Annotated in this window: 16 protein-coding genes; 11 read left to right on the top strand and 5 right to left on the bottom strand. The window is 35.7% G+C overall.

The window, feature by feature from the left end; genetic code table 11:
- The first annotated feature begins 28 nt into the window (after positions 1 to 28).
- From BUB91_RS03265 to BUB91_RS03230, 8 genes are all read left to right on the top strand, one after another.
- Complete coding sequence (locus tag BUB91_RS03265; RefSeq protein ID WP_073097190.1) at positions 29 to 1,855, top strand: OstA-like protein; 1,827 nt, start codon at positions 29 to 31, stop codon at positions 1,853 to 1,855.
- Positions 1,845 to 3,035, top strand: a complete 1,191-nt coding sequence (locus BUB91_RS03260) for an aspartate aminotransferase family protein (RefSeq protein WP_073096937.1) — start codon at positions 1,845 to 1,847, stop codon at positions 3,033 to 3,035. Before BUB91_RS03265 ends, BUB91_RS03260 begins: the two co-directional genes overlap by 11 nt.
- A 119-nt stretch (positions 3,036 to 3,154) precedes the next feature.
- On the top strand, positions 3,155 to 4,552 hold the full coding sequence (locus BUB91_RS03255) for a tetratricopeptide repeat protein (protein ID WP_073096935.1): 1,398 nt from the start codon (positions 3,155 to 3,157) through the stop codon (positions 4,550 to 4,552).
- A gap of 128 nt (positions 4,553 to 4,680) precedes the next feature.
- Positions 4,681 to 5,661: a DUF368 domain-containing protein gene (locus BUB91_RS03250; protein ID WP_073096934.1), complete on the top strand. Its 981-nt coding sequence runs from the start codon at positions 4,681 to 4,683 to the stop codon at positions 5,659 to 5,661.
- The gene (locus BUB91_RS03245) at positions 5,651 to 6,667 is read left to right on the top strand and encodes a DUF368 domain-containing protein (protein WP_073096932.1); all 1,017 of its coding nucleotides are present in this window, start codon (positions 5,651 to 5,653) and stop codon (positions 6,665 to 6,667) included. Before BUB91_RS03250 ends, BUB91_RS03245 begins: the two co-directional genes overlap by 11 nt.
- Positions 6,668 to 6,745: 78 nt before the next feature.
- Positions 6,746 to 7,477: a shikimate dehydrogenase family protein gene (locus tag BUB91_RS03240; RefSeq protein ID WP_073096929.1), complete on the top strand. Its 732-nt coding sequence runs from the start codon at positions 6,746 to 6,748 to the stop codon at positions 7,475 to 7,477.
- 85 nt (positions 7,478 to 7,562) lie between these two features.
- Complete coding sequence (locus BUB91_RS03235) at positions 7,563 to 9,593, top strand: DUF349 domain-containing protein (protein ID WP_073096925.1); 2,031 nt, start codon at positions 7,563 to 7,565, stop codon at positions 9,591 to 9,593.
- Between the two features lie 10 nt (positions 9,594 to 9,603).
- On the top strand, positions 9,604 to 10,230 hold the full coding sequence (locus BUB91_RS03230; RefSeq protein WP_073096921.1) for a class I SAM-dependent methyltransferase: 627 nt from the start codon (positions 9,604 to 9,606) through the stop codon (positions 10,228 to 10,230).
- A 48-nt stretch (positions 10,231 to 10,278) separates the two neighbouring features.
- On the opposite strand, the gene BUB91_RS03225 is transcribed toward BUB91_RS03230, so the two are convergent.
- From BUB91_RS03225 to BUB91_RS03205, 5 genes are all read right to left on the bottom strand, one after another.
- Complete coding sequence (locus tag BUB91_RS03225; protein ID WP_073096917.1) at positions 10,279 to 11,292, bottom strand: hypothetical protein; 1,014 nt, start codon at positions 11,290 to 11,292, stop codon at positions 10,279 to 10,281.
- A 211-nt stretch (positions 11,293 to 11,503) separates the two neighbouring features.
- On the bottom strand, positions 11,504 to 12,040 hold the full coding sequence (locus tag BUB91_RS03220) for a 1-acyl-sn-glycerol-3-phosphate acyltransferase (RefSeq protein WP_073096912.1): 537 nt from the start codon (positions 12,038 to 12,040) through the stop codon (positions 11,504 to 11,506).
- Positions 12,040 to 12,795, bottom strand: a complete 756-nt coding sequence (kdsB, locus tag BUB91_RS03215) for a 3-deoxy-manno-octulosonate cytidylyltransferase (RefSeq protein WP_073096908.1) — start codon at positions 12,793 to 12,795, stop codon at positions 12,040 to 12,042. The genes BUB91_RS03220 and kdsB overlap by 1 nt, the downstream gene beginning before the upstream one ends.
- A gap of 7 nt (positions 12,796 to 12,802) precedes the next feature.
- On the bottom strand, positions 12,803 to 13,363 hold the full coding sequence (locus BUB91_RS03210; RefSeq protein ID WP_073096906.1) for a DUF4126 domain-containing protein: 561 nt from the start codon (positions 13,361 to 13,363) through the stop codon (positions 12,803 to 12,805).
- Positions 13,364 to 13,368: 5 nt separating this feature from the next.
- Positions 13,369 to 14,802 carry an ATP-dependent DNA helicase gene (locus BUB91_RS03205; protein ID WP_073096904.1) on the bottom strand — a complete coding sequence of 478 codons (1,434 nt, stop codon included), beginning with the start codon at positions 14,800 to 14,802 and terminating at the stop codon, positions 13,369 to 13,371.
- Between the two features lie 117 nt (positions 14,803 to 14,919).
- Here BUB91_RS03205 and BUB91_RS03200 point away from each other — a divergent pair, with 117 nt between their 5' ends.
- The 3 genes from BUB91_RS03200 to BUB91_RS03190 are packed head-to-tail and all read left to right on the top strand — an operon-like array spanning position 14,920 to position 16,905.
- On the top strand, positions 14,920 to 15,567 hold the full coding sequence (locus BUB91_RS03200; protein WP_073096902.1) for a hypothetical protein: 648 nt from the start codon (positions 14,920 to 14,922) through the stop codon (positions 15,565 to 15,567).
- Positions 15,557 to 16,354: a DUF3822 family protein gene (locus BUB91_RS03195; RefSeq protein ID WP_073096900.1), complete on the top strand. Its 798-nt coding sequence runs from the start codon at positions 15,557 to 15,559 to the stop codon at positions 16,352 to 16,354. The genes BUB91_RS03200 and BUB91_RS03195 overlap by 11 nt, the downstream gene beginning before the upstream one ends.
- The gene (locus tag BUB91_RS03190; RefSeq protein WP_073096898.1) at positions 16,351 to 16,905 is read left to right on the top strand and encodes an RsmD family RNA methyltransferase; all 555 of its coding nucleotides are present in this window, start codon (positions 16,351 to 16,353) and stop codon (positions 16,903 to 16,905) included. The genes BUB91_RS03195 and BUB91_RS03190 overlap by 4 nt, the downstream gene beginning before the upstream one ends.
- Positions 16,906 to 16,989 lie beyond the last annotated feature (84 nt).

Genomic DNA, 16,989 nt, shown 5'->3' with positions numbered 1-16,989 from the left:
TTCCGTTATATTTGCATCAAATTGTATTATGCCTGATTTCTTAAAAAACAGTCTCTTTTTTTTAATGCTTTTCCTTGCCGCAAGCTCCTTTGCTCAGGAAGGAAAAGAACTAGATATCACCTCAGATATTTCTCAAATCGATGAGGTAAAATATCCGGGAGCTTTGGTAATGTATAAAAATACCAATCAGGTTTATATTCAGCATGAAGGTATAGAAATGTGGTGTGACTTAGCATTTCATTATAAAAATGAAAATTTTGTCCGCGCCATTGGTAATGTTCGCATGAAACAAGGCGACACCATTAGTATGCGCAGCAACTATGGGGAATATAACGGTAATACCCAGTTTGCTTGGGCATCAGGAGGAGTGAATTTAAAAACACCTACTGCTACTTTAGATACAGATACGCTCTATTTTGACAGAATCAAACAGCAAGCCTATTACCGAACCGGTGGAACACTACGAGACACAGCAAGCATTATCAACAGTAAAATAGGTCGTTATTTTTTAGATCAGGATAAGTATTCCTTTATTCAGGACGTGGTGGTCACAAACCCGGAATATGTTATTGAAAGCGACCAACTTGATTTTTATTCGGAAAGCGGTGTAGCTTATTTGTATGGTCCCTCTACTATTACCAGTGAGACCAGCACCGTTTATTGTGAACGGGGCTATTATGACACCCGAAACGACAACGGTTATTTTGTGAAAAATTCCCGTATAGATTATGATAATCGCACGGTCTACGGAGACAGTTTGTATTTTGATAGGCCTACTAATTTTGCTTCGGCGACTAACAATATCAAAGTTTTAGACACCGCAAATAACAGTGTTATCAAAGGACATTATGCCGAAGTTTACAAGGATAAAGATTCAGTTTTTATCACTAAAAAAGCTGTTGCGATAACCGTTCAGGATAACGATTCCATTTACATTCATGGAGATCGACTCGTAGTTACAGGAATTCCTGAAAAACGCATTGTACGCGGTTATTACAACGTACGCCTTTTCAAAAGTGATTTAAGCGGAAAATCAGATTCTATACACATCAATCAACAAACCGGATTGACACAAATGATTGGCAAGCCCATTTTATGGAGTGGTCTGAGCCAGATGACTGGAGACTCCATTCATCTGAAAAGCGATACCAAAACCGAGCAACTCGATTCTCTTAAAGTATTTGAAAATGCTTTTATGGCGCAACAAGACACCATTCCCCTATTTGATCAAAAGGACAAAACAGGGTTTAATCAAGTAAAAGGAGATGTGCTTTACGGTACTTTTTTAGACAATGCTTTGCATCAAATAGACATTGTGAAAAACGCCGAAAGCATCAATTATATGCGTGGAGAAGATGGGGCTTTACAAGGAATAGACAAAAGTAAATCAGCTTCAATTACGGCGATTTTAGAAGAAAATGAACTGGTTGAAGTCACAAAGTGGAAACAAGTTGACGGTGAGGTTTACCCGCTTTCTAAATTTCCTATTGAGTCCAGAGAATTCCCCGGACTGAATTGGCGGGGTGATGAGCGGTTATTGTCCAAAGAAGATATCTTCAAAGGTGAAGCTCCGTTTACCCTTACTAAAATTGAAGGTATTCCGTTACCGGAAATCGATGAAGATTTCTTTGATAATAGCATTTCAGACGAAGAGTTGGACATCCCAGATGCTTCAAAATTGAATCCTTCAGACTTTAAAAACCGAGAAGAAGATGCTCCTTCATTAGGAGTTCCAATCAATGATAAAGCAACAATTCAGAAAGAAACAGATTCTACAACAATACAGAAACCGAATTTAAAAGAAGTCCCTAAGCCTAAAGTTAAAGATTCAACAACCACAGATAATGAAAGCTGATTTTTTTAAATATCAGGCGCAAACGAGTCCGCATCCTTTAGCTGTAGAAGTATCTCATGCAAAAGGTTCGTACATCTATGATATTTCGGGTAAAGGGTATCTGGATTTTGTTGCAGGTGTATCAGCAGTGAGTATAGGGCATTGTCACCCAGCAGTTGTAGATGCTATAAAAACGCAAAGCGAAAAGTATCTTCACGTGATGGTTTATGGTGAATATGCGCAAGATCCTGCAGTTCAATTAACCCGCTTATTGGCCGAAAATTTACCCGAATCCTTAGAGCAAACCTATTTAGTAAATAGTGGTACCGAAGCGATAGATGGCGCGATGAAGCTTTCCAGACGTGCTACAGGAAGAAGTGAGATTATATCTGCCAATCAAGCCTATCACGGTAATACATTTGGAGCGTTAAGTTTAATGAATTATGAAGAGCGTGTAGCTCCTTTCAGACCCGTTGTAGGCGGCATTTCAAATATAGACTTCAACAGTTTTGAAGACCTAAATAAGATTACAAAAAATACAGCCGGAGTCGTTTTAGAAACAATTCAAGGCGGAGCAGGTTTTATTCAACCGGAGCACGGCTGGCTTGCTGCGGCAAAAAAGCGCTGTGAAGAAGTGGGCGCTCTTTTGATTCTAGATGAAATTCAACCCGGCTTTGGACGTACAGGAACATTTTTTGGTTTTGAAAATTATCACGTAGTTCCAGATATTGTAGTAATGGGTAAAGGTATGGGAGGCGGTATGCCTATTGGAGCTTTTACAGCTTCAAAAGCGCATATGCAGCTCTTGTCTGACAATCCTAAAATGGGTCACATCACAACCTTTGGAGGTCATCCTGTCATTGCGGCAGCTGCTCTAGCAACAGCAAAAACTATTTTAGAAAGTGATTTAATGGCACAAACTTTAGAGAAGGAAAAACTCTTTAGAAGCCTGCTCAAACATGACCTAATCACCGAAGTACGCGGAAAAGGTCTGATGCTGGTTGCCATTACTCCTTCGGCAGAAATAACTACCGAAGCAATTTTGATGGCACAAGAAGAAGGTTTAATTTTATTTTGGCTACTTTTTGAAACCCGTGCAATACGTATCACTCCGCCTCTAACCGTCTCTAATGAAGAGATAAAAAAGGGTTGTAAAATCCTACTTAAGGTTTTAGATAAAATCACGACTAAAATGGCTTAAATATATATATTTGGGCGTAATTGTTGATTACTTTGTTAACAACAATATAAAAAGCACAGCTGTCTGCCTGCTATCCTTTTTAAATTTATAAAGGCAGAAATTTTTTAAAAGCAACGTGTATGAAATTTAATCAAGAACACGAAGAAGATAATTTCCCGCTCACCCGTTTTGAATCTATGTTAAAGACTAATGATGTCCTTTTCTTCGATTCGGATGACTTTGAGAATATTGTTAATCATTATTTAGAGAACGGCAAAATTGCTTTAGCAAAAAAAGCCGTTAAACTGGGGCTGGATCAGCACCCTTCCTCTTCTAATTTGAAATTATTCAAGATTGAAATTTTAATCTTTGAAAATAAATTAGAAGAAGCAGATCGTCTTTTAGCTGAATTATATGAACTGGAACCTCAAAATGAGGAAGTCTATATTCAAAAGGCAAACATCTACTCTAAACAAGATGACCACCCTAAAGCTATTGAGCTTTTAGAAACTGCGTTAGAACTTACCGATGCAGACGCAGATATCTATTCTTTAATAGGAATGGAATACTTGTTTATGGATGATTTTCAGAATGCAAAATTCAACTTTATGAAATGTCTTGAAGTTGATGAAGATGATTATTCTGCGCTATATAATGTGATTTATTGTTTCGACTTTTTAGAACAACACGAAGAAGCGATAGATTACCTCAATATGTTTCTAGACAAAAATCCTTATTGTGAAGTTGCCTGGCATCAAGTTGGTAAGCAATATTTCGACCTTAAAAAATACAAGAAAGCGCTGGCTGCTTATGATTTTGCAATCATAAGTGACGACACGTTTATTGGCGCTTATTTTGAAAAAGGTAAGGTTCTTGAAAAATTAGGTCGTTATAACGAAGCAATCGAAAATTACCAAATAACTCTAGGTCTTGACGACCCTACCTCTTTTGCATACTTAAGAATGGGTAAATGTTATCAGAAGTTACATTGCGATGATCTTGCCATCACCTATTTTTTAAAAACGGTAAAAGAAGATCCGCTTTTAGACAAAGGTTGGATCGCAATTACTGATTATTACACAAAAAAAATGGATTATCAAAATGCGCTTTATTATATCAATAAAGCCATAAATATTGATGGTGACAATGTCTTATATTGGAAACGCTATGCTAAAATTAACAACCGTTTGAAATTCTATGAAGAAGCTGAACGTGGTTATAGCAAAACTTTAGAGCTAGGCAATTACGAACTTGATACTTGGTTAACGCGCTGTGATATTTTAATAAACCTAGGTGAATTAGAAGCTGCGGTCATTAATTTATTTGAAGCAATAGAGTTCTACTCAGATTCTGTACAGATAGAATTTAGATTGGCAGGATTATATTTTACATTGGGTCAGGATGACAAAGGTCATTTTCATTTAGAAAATGCACTGCGATTAGAACCTGACTATGATATTATTTTAGAAGAACTATTTCCTTTTGTCTACGCAAAACGCTCTGTAGTTCAAAAAATAAAAAAAGCTAAAAAAAGCTGAATCTAAGTTTATTTAAAACGAATTTAAAAGAGACTGTAAGAGCAGTCTCTTTTTGTTTTTCTTACCTGTTTGAACTCCCAAGATTATAGATTTGTTTCTTACATTTGAAACCTAACCAAAATCAGTCAATGTCTGAAAAAAGATCACTCGCAAATTATGCGCTCGTAACCTTAAAAGGTTTGGCTATGGGAGCTGCCGATGTTGTTCCCGGAGTGTCTGGAGGAACCATCGCATTTATCGCCGGTATTTATGAAGAACTCATAGCTACAATAGATAAAATAGATATTTCGCTATTTAAAGTCTGGAAAAAAGAAGGATTCAGCGTTATGGCTGACACGTACAACCTTAAGTTTCTAGGAGCCTTGTTTTTAGGTATCGGGCTTAGCATTTTATCGCTTGCAAAACTCATTACTTTTCTCTTAGACGAGCATCCACTTTTACTTTGGGGGTTCTTTTTTGGTCTTATAATAGCTAGTATCGTTTACGTAGGTGGTCAAATTAAAAGCTGGAATTTTGGTGTGATTCTCGCCGGAATTATAGGTGTTATAGTATCCTACGTTATAACAATTGCAGAGCCTTTAAGTACCGGCGCTAGCTACTGGTTTATTTTTCTATCAGGATTTATCGCCATTATAGCGATGATTCTTCCCGGAATATCAGGTTCTTTTATATTACTGCTTTTAGGTTCGTACAGCATCGTTTTAGGGACTGTACGTAATTTTGTAGATGCGCTGTTAGCCTTTGATTTTCCTGCATTAAAAGATGCGGCTATCAAATTGATTTTGTTTATGTTAGGCTGTGTTATAGGTCTTAAAGTTTTCTCTAAAGTATTGACCTATCTTTTTAAGAATTATCAGAACCTAACATTAGCATTACTTACCGGTTTTATGATAGGAGCACTTAATAAAGTATGGCCTTGGAAAGAAGTTTTGTCTTATCGCACAAATTCTGCAGGACATCAGGTACCGCTTTTAGAGAAAAGCATTCTACCTCAAAATTTTGATGGCGATCCAAAAATCATTTTAGTTATCGTTTTGGCGGTTATAGGCTTTTTGACTATTTTCCTACTTGAACGCTTCGCGAATTCTAAACAAAAAAATGCAATCTAAACCTCGCTCCTTTTCAGATAAAATCTGGCTGGTGCTTAAAGGTCTCGCTATGGGTGCGGCTAATAAAGTACCAGGCGTTTCTGGAGGTGTGGTTGCTTATGTTGCGGGTTTTTATGAAGAGTTTATATACTCACTTCAGAAGGTTAATAAAAATGCATTTAAACTGCTTATAAGCGGAAGATTTAGAAGTTTTGTGCGTTATGTAAATGGTAGGTTTCTATTTCTATTGATTTTAGGGATGATTATCAGCTATTTTAGTGTTTCTAAAATACTAGATGTTGCGATAGACCATTTTCCACTTTACGTTTGGAGTGCCTTTTTCGGGATGATTATAGGTAGTATTTACTACATAGCAAAAGACTTTAGCGAATGGACTCAAAAAAACATTATCATCTTCGCTTTTGGTATTATAAGCGGTATTGCTATCAGTTTACTGGAACCTGCTACTCAAAATGACAATCTCATTTTTGTATTTTTTTGCGGAATAATCGGTGTTTCGGGGATGACACTACCAGGCTTGTCTGGTTCTTTTATTCTAATTCTATTGGGTAATTATGTGTTGCTTCTAGTAGATTCTGTAAACGCTTTATACGATACCCTTTCAGATGTTTTTCAGGCAGACTTTTCATTCATCAACGATCCGCATAGAATTCGTTTACTTAAAGTGATGCTTGTCTTTACATTAGGATCAGTAACCGGCTTAGTAACCTTATCTAATTTTTTAGGATATTTACTTAAACGCTATAAAAACCAAACTAATGCAGCAATCATAGGTTTTATAGCGGGTTCATTGGGTGTCGTTTGGCCATGGAAAACTCCTGTATTTGAACGTAATGATTTAGGTGAAATAAACTATGACCGTATAGGTGACCCCATACTTACTAATTATGACCGGTTTTGGCCAGAAAGTTTTTCTACAGAAAACATTTTAGCTACAGTATTTATAATTTTGGGTATTTTGAGTGTTGTTGCTTTAGGCAAATACGGGGAAAAAACCCGTGCATAAGTCCTTTGTAAGTCGCAATTTTACTTCATCAACAAAAGATAATCTAAATTAAGCCACTTTCAATACTTCCCTAAAATTATGATTAAACTAGGACTGATAGGAAAAAATATAGAATACTCTTTTTCTCGAAAATATTTTACCGAAAAGTTTCAGAACGAATCTATTGAAGGCTCTTATGTGAACTTTGACTGTGCAGATGAAAAAGATCTCGCAAAATTACTTAAAGAACAAAAAGATTGTTTAGGTTTTAATGTTACTATTCCCTATAAACAGGATGTTATGCCGCTGTTAGATGAACTCAATAAACATGCATGTTCTATAGGTGCTATTAATACCATAAAGCGCTTACCTAGCGGAAAACTGAAGGGATTTAATACAGATTATATCGGTTTTAGAAAATCACTAAAGCCTTTTCTCACACATCAAACGCATACTAATGCGCTTATTTTAGGAACAGGTGGAGCTTCTAAAGCGATTGCCTATGCGTTAGAGTTAGAAGATATTTCATTCAAATTTGTCTCTCGTAATCCTAAAAAAGGCCAACTATCATATGATGAGATTAACGGGGCTATTTTAGCAAAACATACTTTGGTTATTAACACCACTCCATTGGGCACTTACCCAAACGTAACAGACTGCCCTAAAATACCTTACCGCTTACTTACACGCGGTCACCTACTCTATGATTTGGTTTATAATCCAGAAGAAACACAGTTTTTAAAGAATGGAAAACTTCACGGAGCTGTGATTTCTAACGGATATGAAATGCTAAAATTACAAGCTGAAGCTGCTTGGACTATCTGGAACTAAAAAGCCTTCTTTCTACCAGCTCTTGTTAATTGCTCAGTTAATAGTATCTTTAACTACTTAATAACGCACCTTAACATTGAAAGAAATGTCAGAAGAAAATAAAGCATCTAAGACTGATAAAAAACCGGAAGAAATTGTAGACAACACTCAAAAAATTGAGACAGAAAAAGCTGCAGAAGCAACTCCCGTTAGTCAGGACCAAGAAGAAGTACAAGAAAATGAACTCATCACAGAATCTATTGATGTAGTTCAGAATGCGAAGACAGATGATAGTGATGACGATGACTTTATTGCAGAAGATACAGATGAAGAAGATGCTGATCCGGCTGATTTAGATGCTGCTTTAAATGAAGACAGCGAAGATGAGACCACTGCAGAACGTCACAGTATTCCTAAAAAAGAATATGAGACCCTAAGCAAAGAAGAGCTTATTAAGGAGTTTAAGCATCTTTTAAATAATCATAAAGTACAAGCAATCAAAGAACACGTTACTGAAATACGTGCAGCTTTCATCGCTAAGTTTGAAGAAGAGCAAGATGAGGCTAAAGATAAATTCTTAGAAGAAGGTGGCAATATCATTGACTTTAGATATTATAGCCCTTTAAAAAAAGAATTTAACTCGCTGTATTTTGAATACAGAGACAAACGCAACCACTATTACCAGAATCTCCGAAAAGATCTTAATGCAAATCTGGAAACCCGTACTGCCCTTATTGAAGAATTAAAAGAGCTTAAGAACGAGTTGGGTGGTGAAGAAAGCATCAACGCGACCTTTGACAAGTTTAAAGATATTCAAGAGCGCTGGCGAAATGCCGGTAATATTCCACGGGATCGTTATAATTTAGTATGGAATAACTACCACCATCACATCGAAAATTTCTATGATTTCTTACACTTAAACCGCGAATTTAGAGATAAGGACTTTAAAGAGAATCTAGATAAAAAACTAAAACTTATTGAGCAGGCCGAAGAACTTGCTCAAGAGTCTGATGTGAACAGAGCTTTTAAAGAGCTCCAAATGCTTCACAAAATCTGGAAAGAAGAAGTAGGTCCTGTTTCTAGAGAATATCGCGAAGAGATTTGGGAAAAATTTAGTGCTGCTACACATAAGATACACGAAGGACGTCAAGAATATTTCAAGAACATAGATAAAGTCTATGAGCAAAATCTTGAGAAAAAAGAAGAAGTGATTGCAGCAATCGAAAAAATTGCAGCAAACCCTGCTACTTCTCACAACGGATGGCAAAAGCAAATGAAAGAAGTAAACGCCTTACGCGAAAACTTCTTCAAAATAGGAAAAGTGCCACGTAAGGCTAATGAGCCTACCTGGAAAAGCTTCAAGCATGCTACTCGAGAATTCAACCACAATAAAAATAGTTTTTATAAAAGCCAGAAAAAAGAACAATACGAGAACCTTCAGAAAAAAATGGAACTCGTAAAAATCGCTGAAGATAATAAAGATAATGAAGATGTAAAAGTCACTATTGATCTTATGAAGCGTATTCAGTCTGACTGGAAAAAGGTAGGCCACGTTCCTCGCAAAGACAGTGATAAGGTCTGGAAACGCTTTAAGAAAGCTTGTAACCACTTTTTTGACCGTCTTCACGCTGAGAAAAAAGAAGTTCTTGAAGAAGAAAAAGGAAATCTTGAAGAAAAGGTTGCACTTTTAAATAAGGTAAAAGCTATTGAACTTAGTGGTAAACATGAAGAAGATTTAAATACCATTAAAGCTATTATTAAAGAATGGAAAAATACCGGGCGCGTTCCCCATTCTAAAAAGAGTATTGAGCAGGATTTCAATAAGGTTTTAGATGGTTTGTTCAAAAAACTAGACCTTACCCGCAAAGAAGCTGAATTGATAAAATACGACAATCGTGTTGCTGCAATGGCAGATGAGGATAATGCTCAAGCCTTAAACAAAGAGCGCTATTTTATCACTAAGAAAATAGATGAAGTTAAAGCTGAAATCAACCAGCTAGAGAATAACCTTGGCTTTTTTCAGCATGTGCCCGATGACAATCCTCTGGTTAAAGAAGTACATAAAAACATAGCTGAACACAAGAAAACTTTAGAGATCTGGAAAGCTAAGTTGAAGAAGTTAAAATCATTGTATTAATCTTTAAACTATGCATTGCCCACTTTGTAACAGTACGGCAGCTTACTTTAAAACATACGATGACAGACTATATAACAGATGCACCTCGTGTGCGTCTGTTTTTTTAGATACCCGTGACTTACCTTTTCCTCAAAAGGAAAAACAACGGTATGATCTACACGAAAACACGCTACAAAATAAAGGTTATGTAGACTTCCTTTCTCCTTTGGTTCAAGCGGTTATTGAAAAAGAAAACAACTCTAAAATAGGACTAGATTACGGAAGCGGACCAAACCCGGTGCTCTCTAAAATTTTAGAAAGTAGAGGCTATTCCGTGTTTCAATACGACACCTTTTACTCTAAAGAAGAAAAAAACTTAGAACTAGAATATGACTTTATAATTTGTTGTGAGGTCATAGAACACTTTCATAATCCTGCTGAAGAATTTAAACGCCTTAAATCACTCTTAAAGGTTAACGGAAGTATTTATTGTAAAACTTCACTTTTAAATGAGAACATAGATTTTGATAACTGGTCTTATAAAAATGATTTTACACACAGCTTTTTCTACACTCAACGAGCATTAGGTTATATTAAAGATTCACTAGGCTTCACAGATTTAATAATACAAGAGAATTTATTTATTTTAAAAGCATAAAAAAGCGCAACTTTCGCTGCGCTTTTAATTTAAAACTTATACTTAAAATTAGTCTTTATATAAATACAATGAAGACACACCAGAAAGTACTGCACTTGAATTAGGAGGAATATTTCCTCCAGCTGAAGAAGAAACATTTCCATAAGAATTTATCTTACCACCACCGTTAGCAAGCTCAGCTATATAAACAGCATCTGTTTCTGCATCATAAACAACATTTACAGGATTACCTAGTAAAGTTGCATCGCCTTCAAAGCGAATTTGATCTTCAACTGCTAAAGTTCCTCCGTTTTCAACAGCATTAAATTTAGAGTCAAAATTAGTGATTACGTGGAATGCACCATCAGTATCAAAATCACCACCAGAAGCTGCAGCAATATCAGTCATAATCATTGTACCTCCATCATAGTCAAGACCATGAGTACGAACAATACCTTCTACAGTAATACGCTTGCTAGCTGCCACTGTAGCATCTGTAGTGTTTGTAGATACAAAGTCAGTAAAAACTGCTAAGTCAGTATCTTTATCAACTACAGCATATAAATCATTATCTACAAATTCTATACCCCATACTGCAAATTCAACAGTAACGGTATTTCTTAAAGTAAACGAATCTCCTTCTTTTTCAAATACAAAAAAGCGTCCGTTGTCATTTGTATCATCAGAAACAATATAAATATCACCGCTTACAGTAATATCACGTGGACTTTGTAATGCAGAAGGACTTGATATATCTACTGTTAAATCTAGACTTCCATCTACAAGATCACTAATACTCAAATACGACTGTAAAGAATTTTGAGTTGCACCACGAGCTGCAATTGTAAAACTGTCATCATCTGGAGAGTAAAAAATACCCTCAGAGTCTGTCGCTTCGGTAGTGTAAACAGTACTTCCACCACGTAATAAATCATATTTTGTCACATTACCGTCTGTGTGACTTGTTGCATAAAGATCTGCTGTACCATCAACTATTACAGTTGTATTATCGTCGTCATCGCTACAAGAAGTTAAAGCGAAAAGGCCAATCGCCCCAACATAAAGAAATTTAGAAATGTTCATAAATTGAAAAATTTAGTTTATTGTTTTGTTCACTCAAATAAACGCAAATCTTCAGCATATAGTTTAAAATATTTTCTTAATGAAATTTTTACAGATATTTAATTGTATAAATATCAATCATTTACAAGCTTCTAGTTATTAACTTTAACTCAAGTTTAATAGAAGATTGGCAGAATTTAATAACCTGAATTAGATGTGAAAATTTAAATATTTAAGAGTTTTCCGGGATTTTTCCTTCAACTCCTTCAAAAAAACTCATAAGTGAAGTTAAATCTGAATCACAGTTTCCTGTGGGATAGAATAAATCACCTATATGGTGTTCTTTTTTTTCAAAATCCATTGTGATGGGAAGAATAGGCACACCAGCTTTTAAAGCGATATAATAAAACCCTGATTTCCATTTTTCAACTTTTTTACGGGTGCCTTCCGGAGAAAGTGCTAAACGGAATAGAGTATGCTCCTGAAACATTTCAGCAATACGGTCTACTTTATTTTGCTTATTGAATCTATCTAATGGAATACCACCTACTTTTCTAAAATACCAACCAAATGGCCATTTGAAAAGCTCTTTCTTTCCTAGAAAATTAATTTGAACTCCAACTACACTTCTAAAAAGTAATCCCATATAGAAATCATGCCAACTGGTATGTGGCACTGCAATAACCACCATTTTCTTTACCTCCTCGGGAAACCGGCCACGTATTGACCAGCCTAAGGATTTATAAATGACTTTTGCCAGAGATTGCATTATGATTTTTGCTGTTTTTGAATAATCACGCGTGCCTCTTCAAGATCCTGAGGCGTATCTATACCTATCGCAGGAGAATTTGAAGGAACCATTTTAATACGCTTACCATACTCTAAATACCGAATGGCTTCTATTTTTTCAGCAGCTTCAAGTCCGCGCATTGGCAGTTTTGCAAAATCAAGTACTGCTTGTTTTCTAAAGGCATAAATACCTTTATGCTTATAATAGATGATATCAATATCCTGATCTCTCGGAAAAGGAATAGGCGCTCTTGAAAAATATAAAGCGAAGTTAGCTTCATCAACGATTACCTTAACATTATTGGGGTTTTTAATCTCTTCATCAACCGTAATAGGTGTCATTAAAGACGCTAAATCAATAGTATCTGCATCTCTCTCGTAAAATACCTGAAGTACGTTACGCATATCGTCTTCATTGGTAAAAGGCTCGTCTCCCTGTACGTTTACAACAATATCTACATCAAGGTTGGCCACAGCTTCTGCAATGCGATCACTACCGCAGCTGTGCTCCTTTTGGCTCATAATAACTTCGCCTCCCGCAGCTTTTACTGTTTTATAGATTAAATCGCTGTCTGTAACCACATAAACCGAATCAAACAATTGAGTTTTTACGGCGGCTTCATACGTGCGTATAATGACTGGTTTGCCTTCTAGATCGTGCATTAATTTTCCGGGAAAACGAGAAGCTTTATAACGAGCCGGGATCATTGCTATAGTTTTTAACTTATGAGTCATTAGTGCTTTAATTTATGTTCTGCTTTGGATATTTAAACCATTTCAATATTCGATAACCCAGATAGATTACCAAAATTGCTGCAAGAATAGGAATAAAAATAGCAAGTACAGAAAGTATGGTAGAAACAATAGCTTCCAAGGTTGAAAAAATAGGATTTGCAATACCTAGTGTTGTCGCTGATGATGCAGCTCTAACCGTTGCGGTAGATCCTGCGACAAGTCCGGCTGTGCCACCACCTCCTATTATAGCAAGCGACCAGGATACCCAAGGTTCAAAATCGCCTAACGTGACAAAAAATAAAATAGTACCTGCAAAACTTGCCAGCGGCACAGAAATAGTATCAAGCGCATTATCAAACCAAGGAATATAATAAGCCAGAATCTCAAACCCCGAAGCAACTCCCAGAAGAATTAAAGTTTGACCATTACCTAACCACGCCCAACCTTCAGTTAAATCAAGGACATCAAAATAGGCAGCTATGCTTAAGGCAAGAAGCGGAAGAAAAACTCTAAAACCGGCTGCACCAGCCAAACCTATTCCTAAGCAAATACTGAAAAAGATTTCCATCAGTTTTAATTTTCGATAAACATATCGTCTTTAAAACCTATAAGATACAGCTTTTTACGTGCTCTTGTAATCGCAGTATACAACCAGCGCAAATAATCTTTATCCATACCATTAGGTAAATAAGGTTGCTCTACCATAATGGTTTCCCATTGCCCACCTTGTGATTTATGACAGGTAATCGCATACGAGAATTTTACTTGAAGCGCATTGAAAAATTTATTATTCTTAACCTTCATAAATTTCTTATACTTCGAGGTTTCGTCCGCATAATCTTTCATCACTTCCTGATACAATTGATTAGATTCCTCATAAGACAAAGAAGGTGTTTCAGACGTAAGCGTATCTAATAAAAGAACCGTTTCAAAAGGAGCCAGGTTGGGATAATCTGTCATTTGGATTTTTACTTCCGCAAAGCGGAAACCATACAATTCTTTTATACTGAATATCTCAAGAATTTCTACTATATCACCATTAGCTATAAAGCCTGCTTCGCTTTTTGCATCAAGCCAGAAGTAATTATTTTTTACAACCATAAAATAGTCGCCGGCACTCACCTCTTCTTCTTTAAAAAGAATTCGAGAGCGTATTTGCTGATTGTAAAGATTTGCGCGCTTATTAGAGCGTACGATTATAGCGGTACCTTCATTACCATACTCCCGGTACGAATCACCCAAAGCATCCATAATCTCATTACCGTCTACTAAACGCACTACATCATCCTGATTGCTAAGATCAAACCGAAAATCGTCGTAAAGTTCATCATTTAAAAACTCTCGTATTCGCGTAGCATTTCTAAGAATTCCACTGGTTTCAGCTTGTCGCATTACTTCATCAAGCTCAATTCCCTTTACATTTTTATCAAACTGAAGCTCCAGATTACGTTCATCTAGCGCAGGGCTTAAATCCATTTTAACCGGAGGCAACTGAGCCTGATCCCCTATTAAAAGAAGTTTACAATTATGACCACTATATACATAAGACATCAAATCATCTAACAAAGAGCCGTTTTCAAAGAGTTTAGACTCTGCTGCGTTATCTGAAATCATCGAAGCTTCATCAACTATAAAAATGGTATTGCGATGTTTATTACGTTGTAAAGTAAAAGAAACACCCCCACCACTTTCTTTTTTAGGATAATATATTATTCTGTGAATGGTATGAGCCGGTTTGTCACTGTAGTTTGAAATGACTTTTGCTGCTCTTCCTGTGGGTGCTAATTGAACAGAAGACATTTTAATTTTCCACAAGTTTTTAACAATCGTACCTATAACAGTTGTTTTTCCCGTACCTGCATATCCTTTTAAAACATAAATAGAATTATTTTTTGGCTCAAATAAATAGCTGCTAAGTTGTTGTAATAGAATATCTTGTTTCTGAGTAGGGTTATGTGGAAAATCTTTAAGTAAAAGCTTATAAAATGCGTGCTGGTCCAGCTCCATAAATAATTATTGAATGTGTAAAGATACTAAGGAATTTAAGGGGATATACTTTAACGATTAAAAAAAAATTGTAGATTTGCTTATAACCTTAATTAAAATCTAAAAACCACACATCGAATGAAAATAGTAATTCAGTTAGTACTTTGGGTTGTCATCGGAGTATTAGGATATTTGCTTTTTGACGCTGTTTACGGCGAAGTAAAATTTAACGACCTTAAAGTTGTACGTTACCAGAAAGCCGTTGATAAACTTATAGATATTCAAAAAGGGCAAATGGCATACAAGCAACTTAACGGAAAGTTTGCTAATAACTTTGACGAATTAGTAAAATTCATTGATACTGCTGAGTTTACACTTACTGAGCGTCGTGATACATTAGTTCTTGATGAAGAAGCTACACGTCGTTACCGAGTAGACACAAATAAAGAAATTACAATTATTGACACGCTAGGATATAAATCTATTGCTGACTCTTTATATCAAGGTACAGATCGTTATAAAACGATGATGAATGTACCAGGTACAGATGAAAAATTTGAGATGGAAGCTGGTACTATTTTAAAAAGCGATGTGCCAATTCCGGTTTTTGAAGCTAAAGTTTCAAAAGATGTATTATTGGCTGATCAGCCAAAAGATTACGTAACCAAAGAGAAGCAAGTTCTATCAGTAGATGGTGTTAATGGTGCTTATCTTTCTGTAGGATCTATGACTAAAGTCAGTACTGCAGGAAACTGGCCACAGAGTTACGGCGATAATGACGAATAACAATCTGGTAAATCCAGAAAATCTTATACTATCCATCCAAGTTAGCTTGGATGGATTTTCTTTTTATATAAAAGATACGGTTACAAATACTCTTGTAGCTTGTCAAGAATATTTTTTTAAAAATTCTGGTACTCCACAAAAATCTTTAGAAGAGATTCAAAAAGTATTTAGCACAACTCCGTCGCTTAATCATACATTTAAGGAAGTAGTTGTGATCTATGCTAACGAACTCTTTGCGATTGTTCCTAAAGTTATGTTCAATGAGCAAAATCTTACTGACTATCTCAAATTCAATACAAAAATCTTAAAGACCGATTTTATTGTTTATGATGAGATTGAAGAATTAGACCTTATCAATGTTTATGTACCCTATGCGAACATCAATAATTTCTTTTTTGACCATTTTGGAACTTTTACTTATTACCACAGTCAATCTATTCTTATAAAAAATATATTGAGTCAAACGAGTTCAACTGATAATGCTGAAATTTTTATTCAGGTTAGCCCACAAGCCATAGACTTAATTAGTTATCAGAAAAAAAAACTCTTATTAAACAACCATTTTAAATACGAGACTCCAGACGATTTTGTCTACTATATTTTGTTCTGTTTTGAGCAATTACAGCTCAGTACTGAAACTACAAAGCTTTGGTTAAATGGTAGCATTACTGAAGAAGATGCTACTTATAAGTTGATTTACGAATATGTAAGAGATATCGCTTTTTATTCTTCTGAAAGCAACAAAATCCTTAAAAATTCATTTTTACAATACAGTATAAGTTTATGAGAATCATCAGCGGAAGCCTAAAAGGAAGGCGAATCACAGCTCCTAAAAAATTACCGGTACGCCCCACTACAGATATGGCTAAAGAAGCGCTGTTTAATATTCTTAGAAACAGATATAGCCTGACTAGAATTAGCGTTTTGGATTTATTTTCAGGTACCGGAAATATAAGTTATGAGTTTGCTTCACGGGGTGCTGAAGCTGTAACAGCAGTAGATGCTCATTCAGGCTGCACCAAATTTATTGATCAAACGGCAACAGATTTAGAATTGAATATCACCGCAATAAAATCTGATGTTTACAGTTACCTTTCTCGTGCCGGAGGTCAATATGATGTGATTTTTGCAGACCCTCCTTATGATTTTGATGCAACTGAATTTTTAAAAATAGTAGATCTTGTTTTAGAACATAATCTACTTCTTCCAAATGGTTGTTTGGTTATTGAACATAGTAAACATACAGATTTGCAAGAGCATGCCAACTTCACCGAAATTAGAAAATATGGCGGAAGTGCCTTCAGTTTTTTTAACGCACAATTAACTCTAAACAATTGATTTTTAGATGCTTTTGTTACTCAAAACAAACCCAACTTGAATTCAATTAAAACACAAGAGCTTGACTTTTGTATTTTGACATTT

Source organism: Leeuwenhoekiella marinoflava DSM 3653 (assembly GCF_900129005.1).
Classification (GTDB): domain Bacteria; phylum Bacteroidota; class Bacteroidia; order Flavobacteriales; family Flavobacteriaceae; genus Leeuwenhoekiella; species Leeuwenhoekiella marinoflava.
The sequence above is the reverse complement of the archived record's forward strand: the minus strand, read 5'-3'. Positions and strand labels throughout refer to the sequence as shown.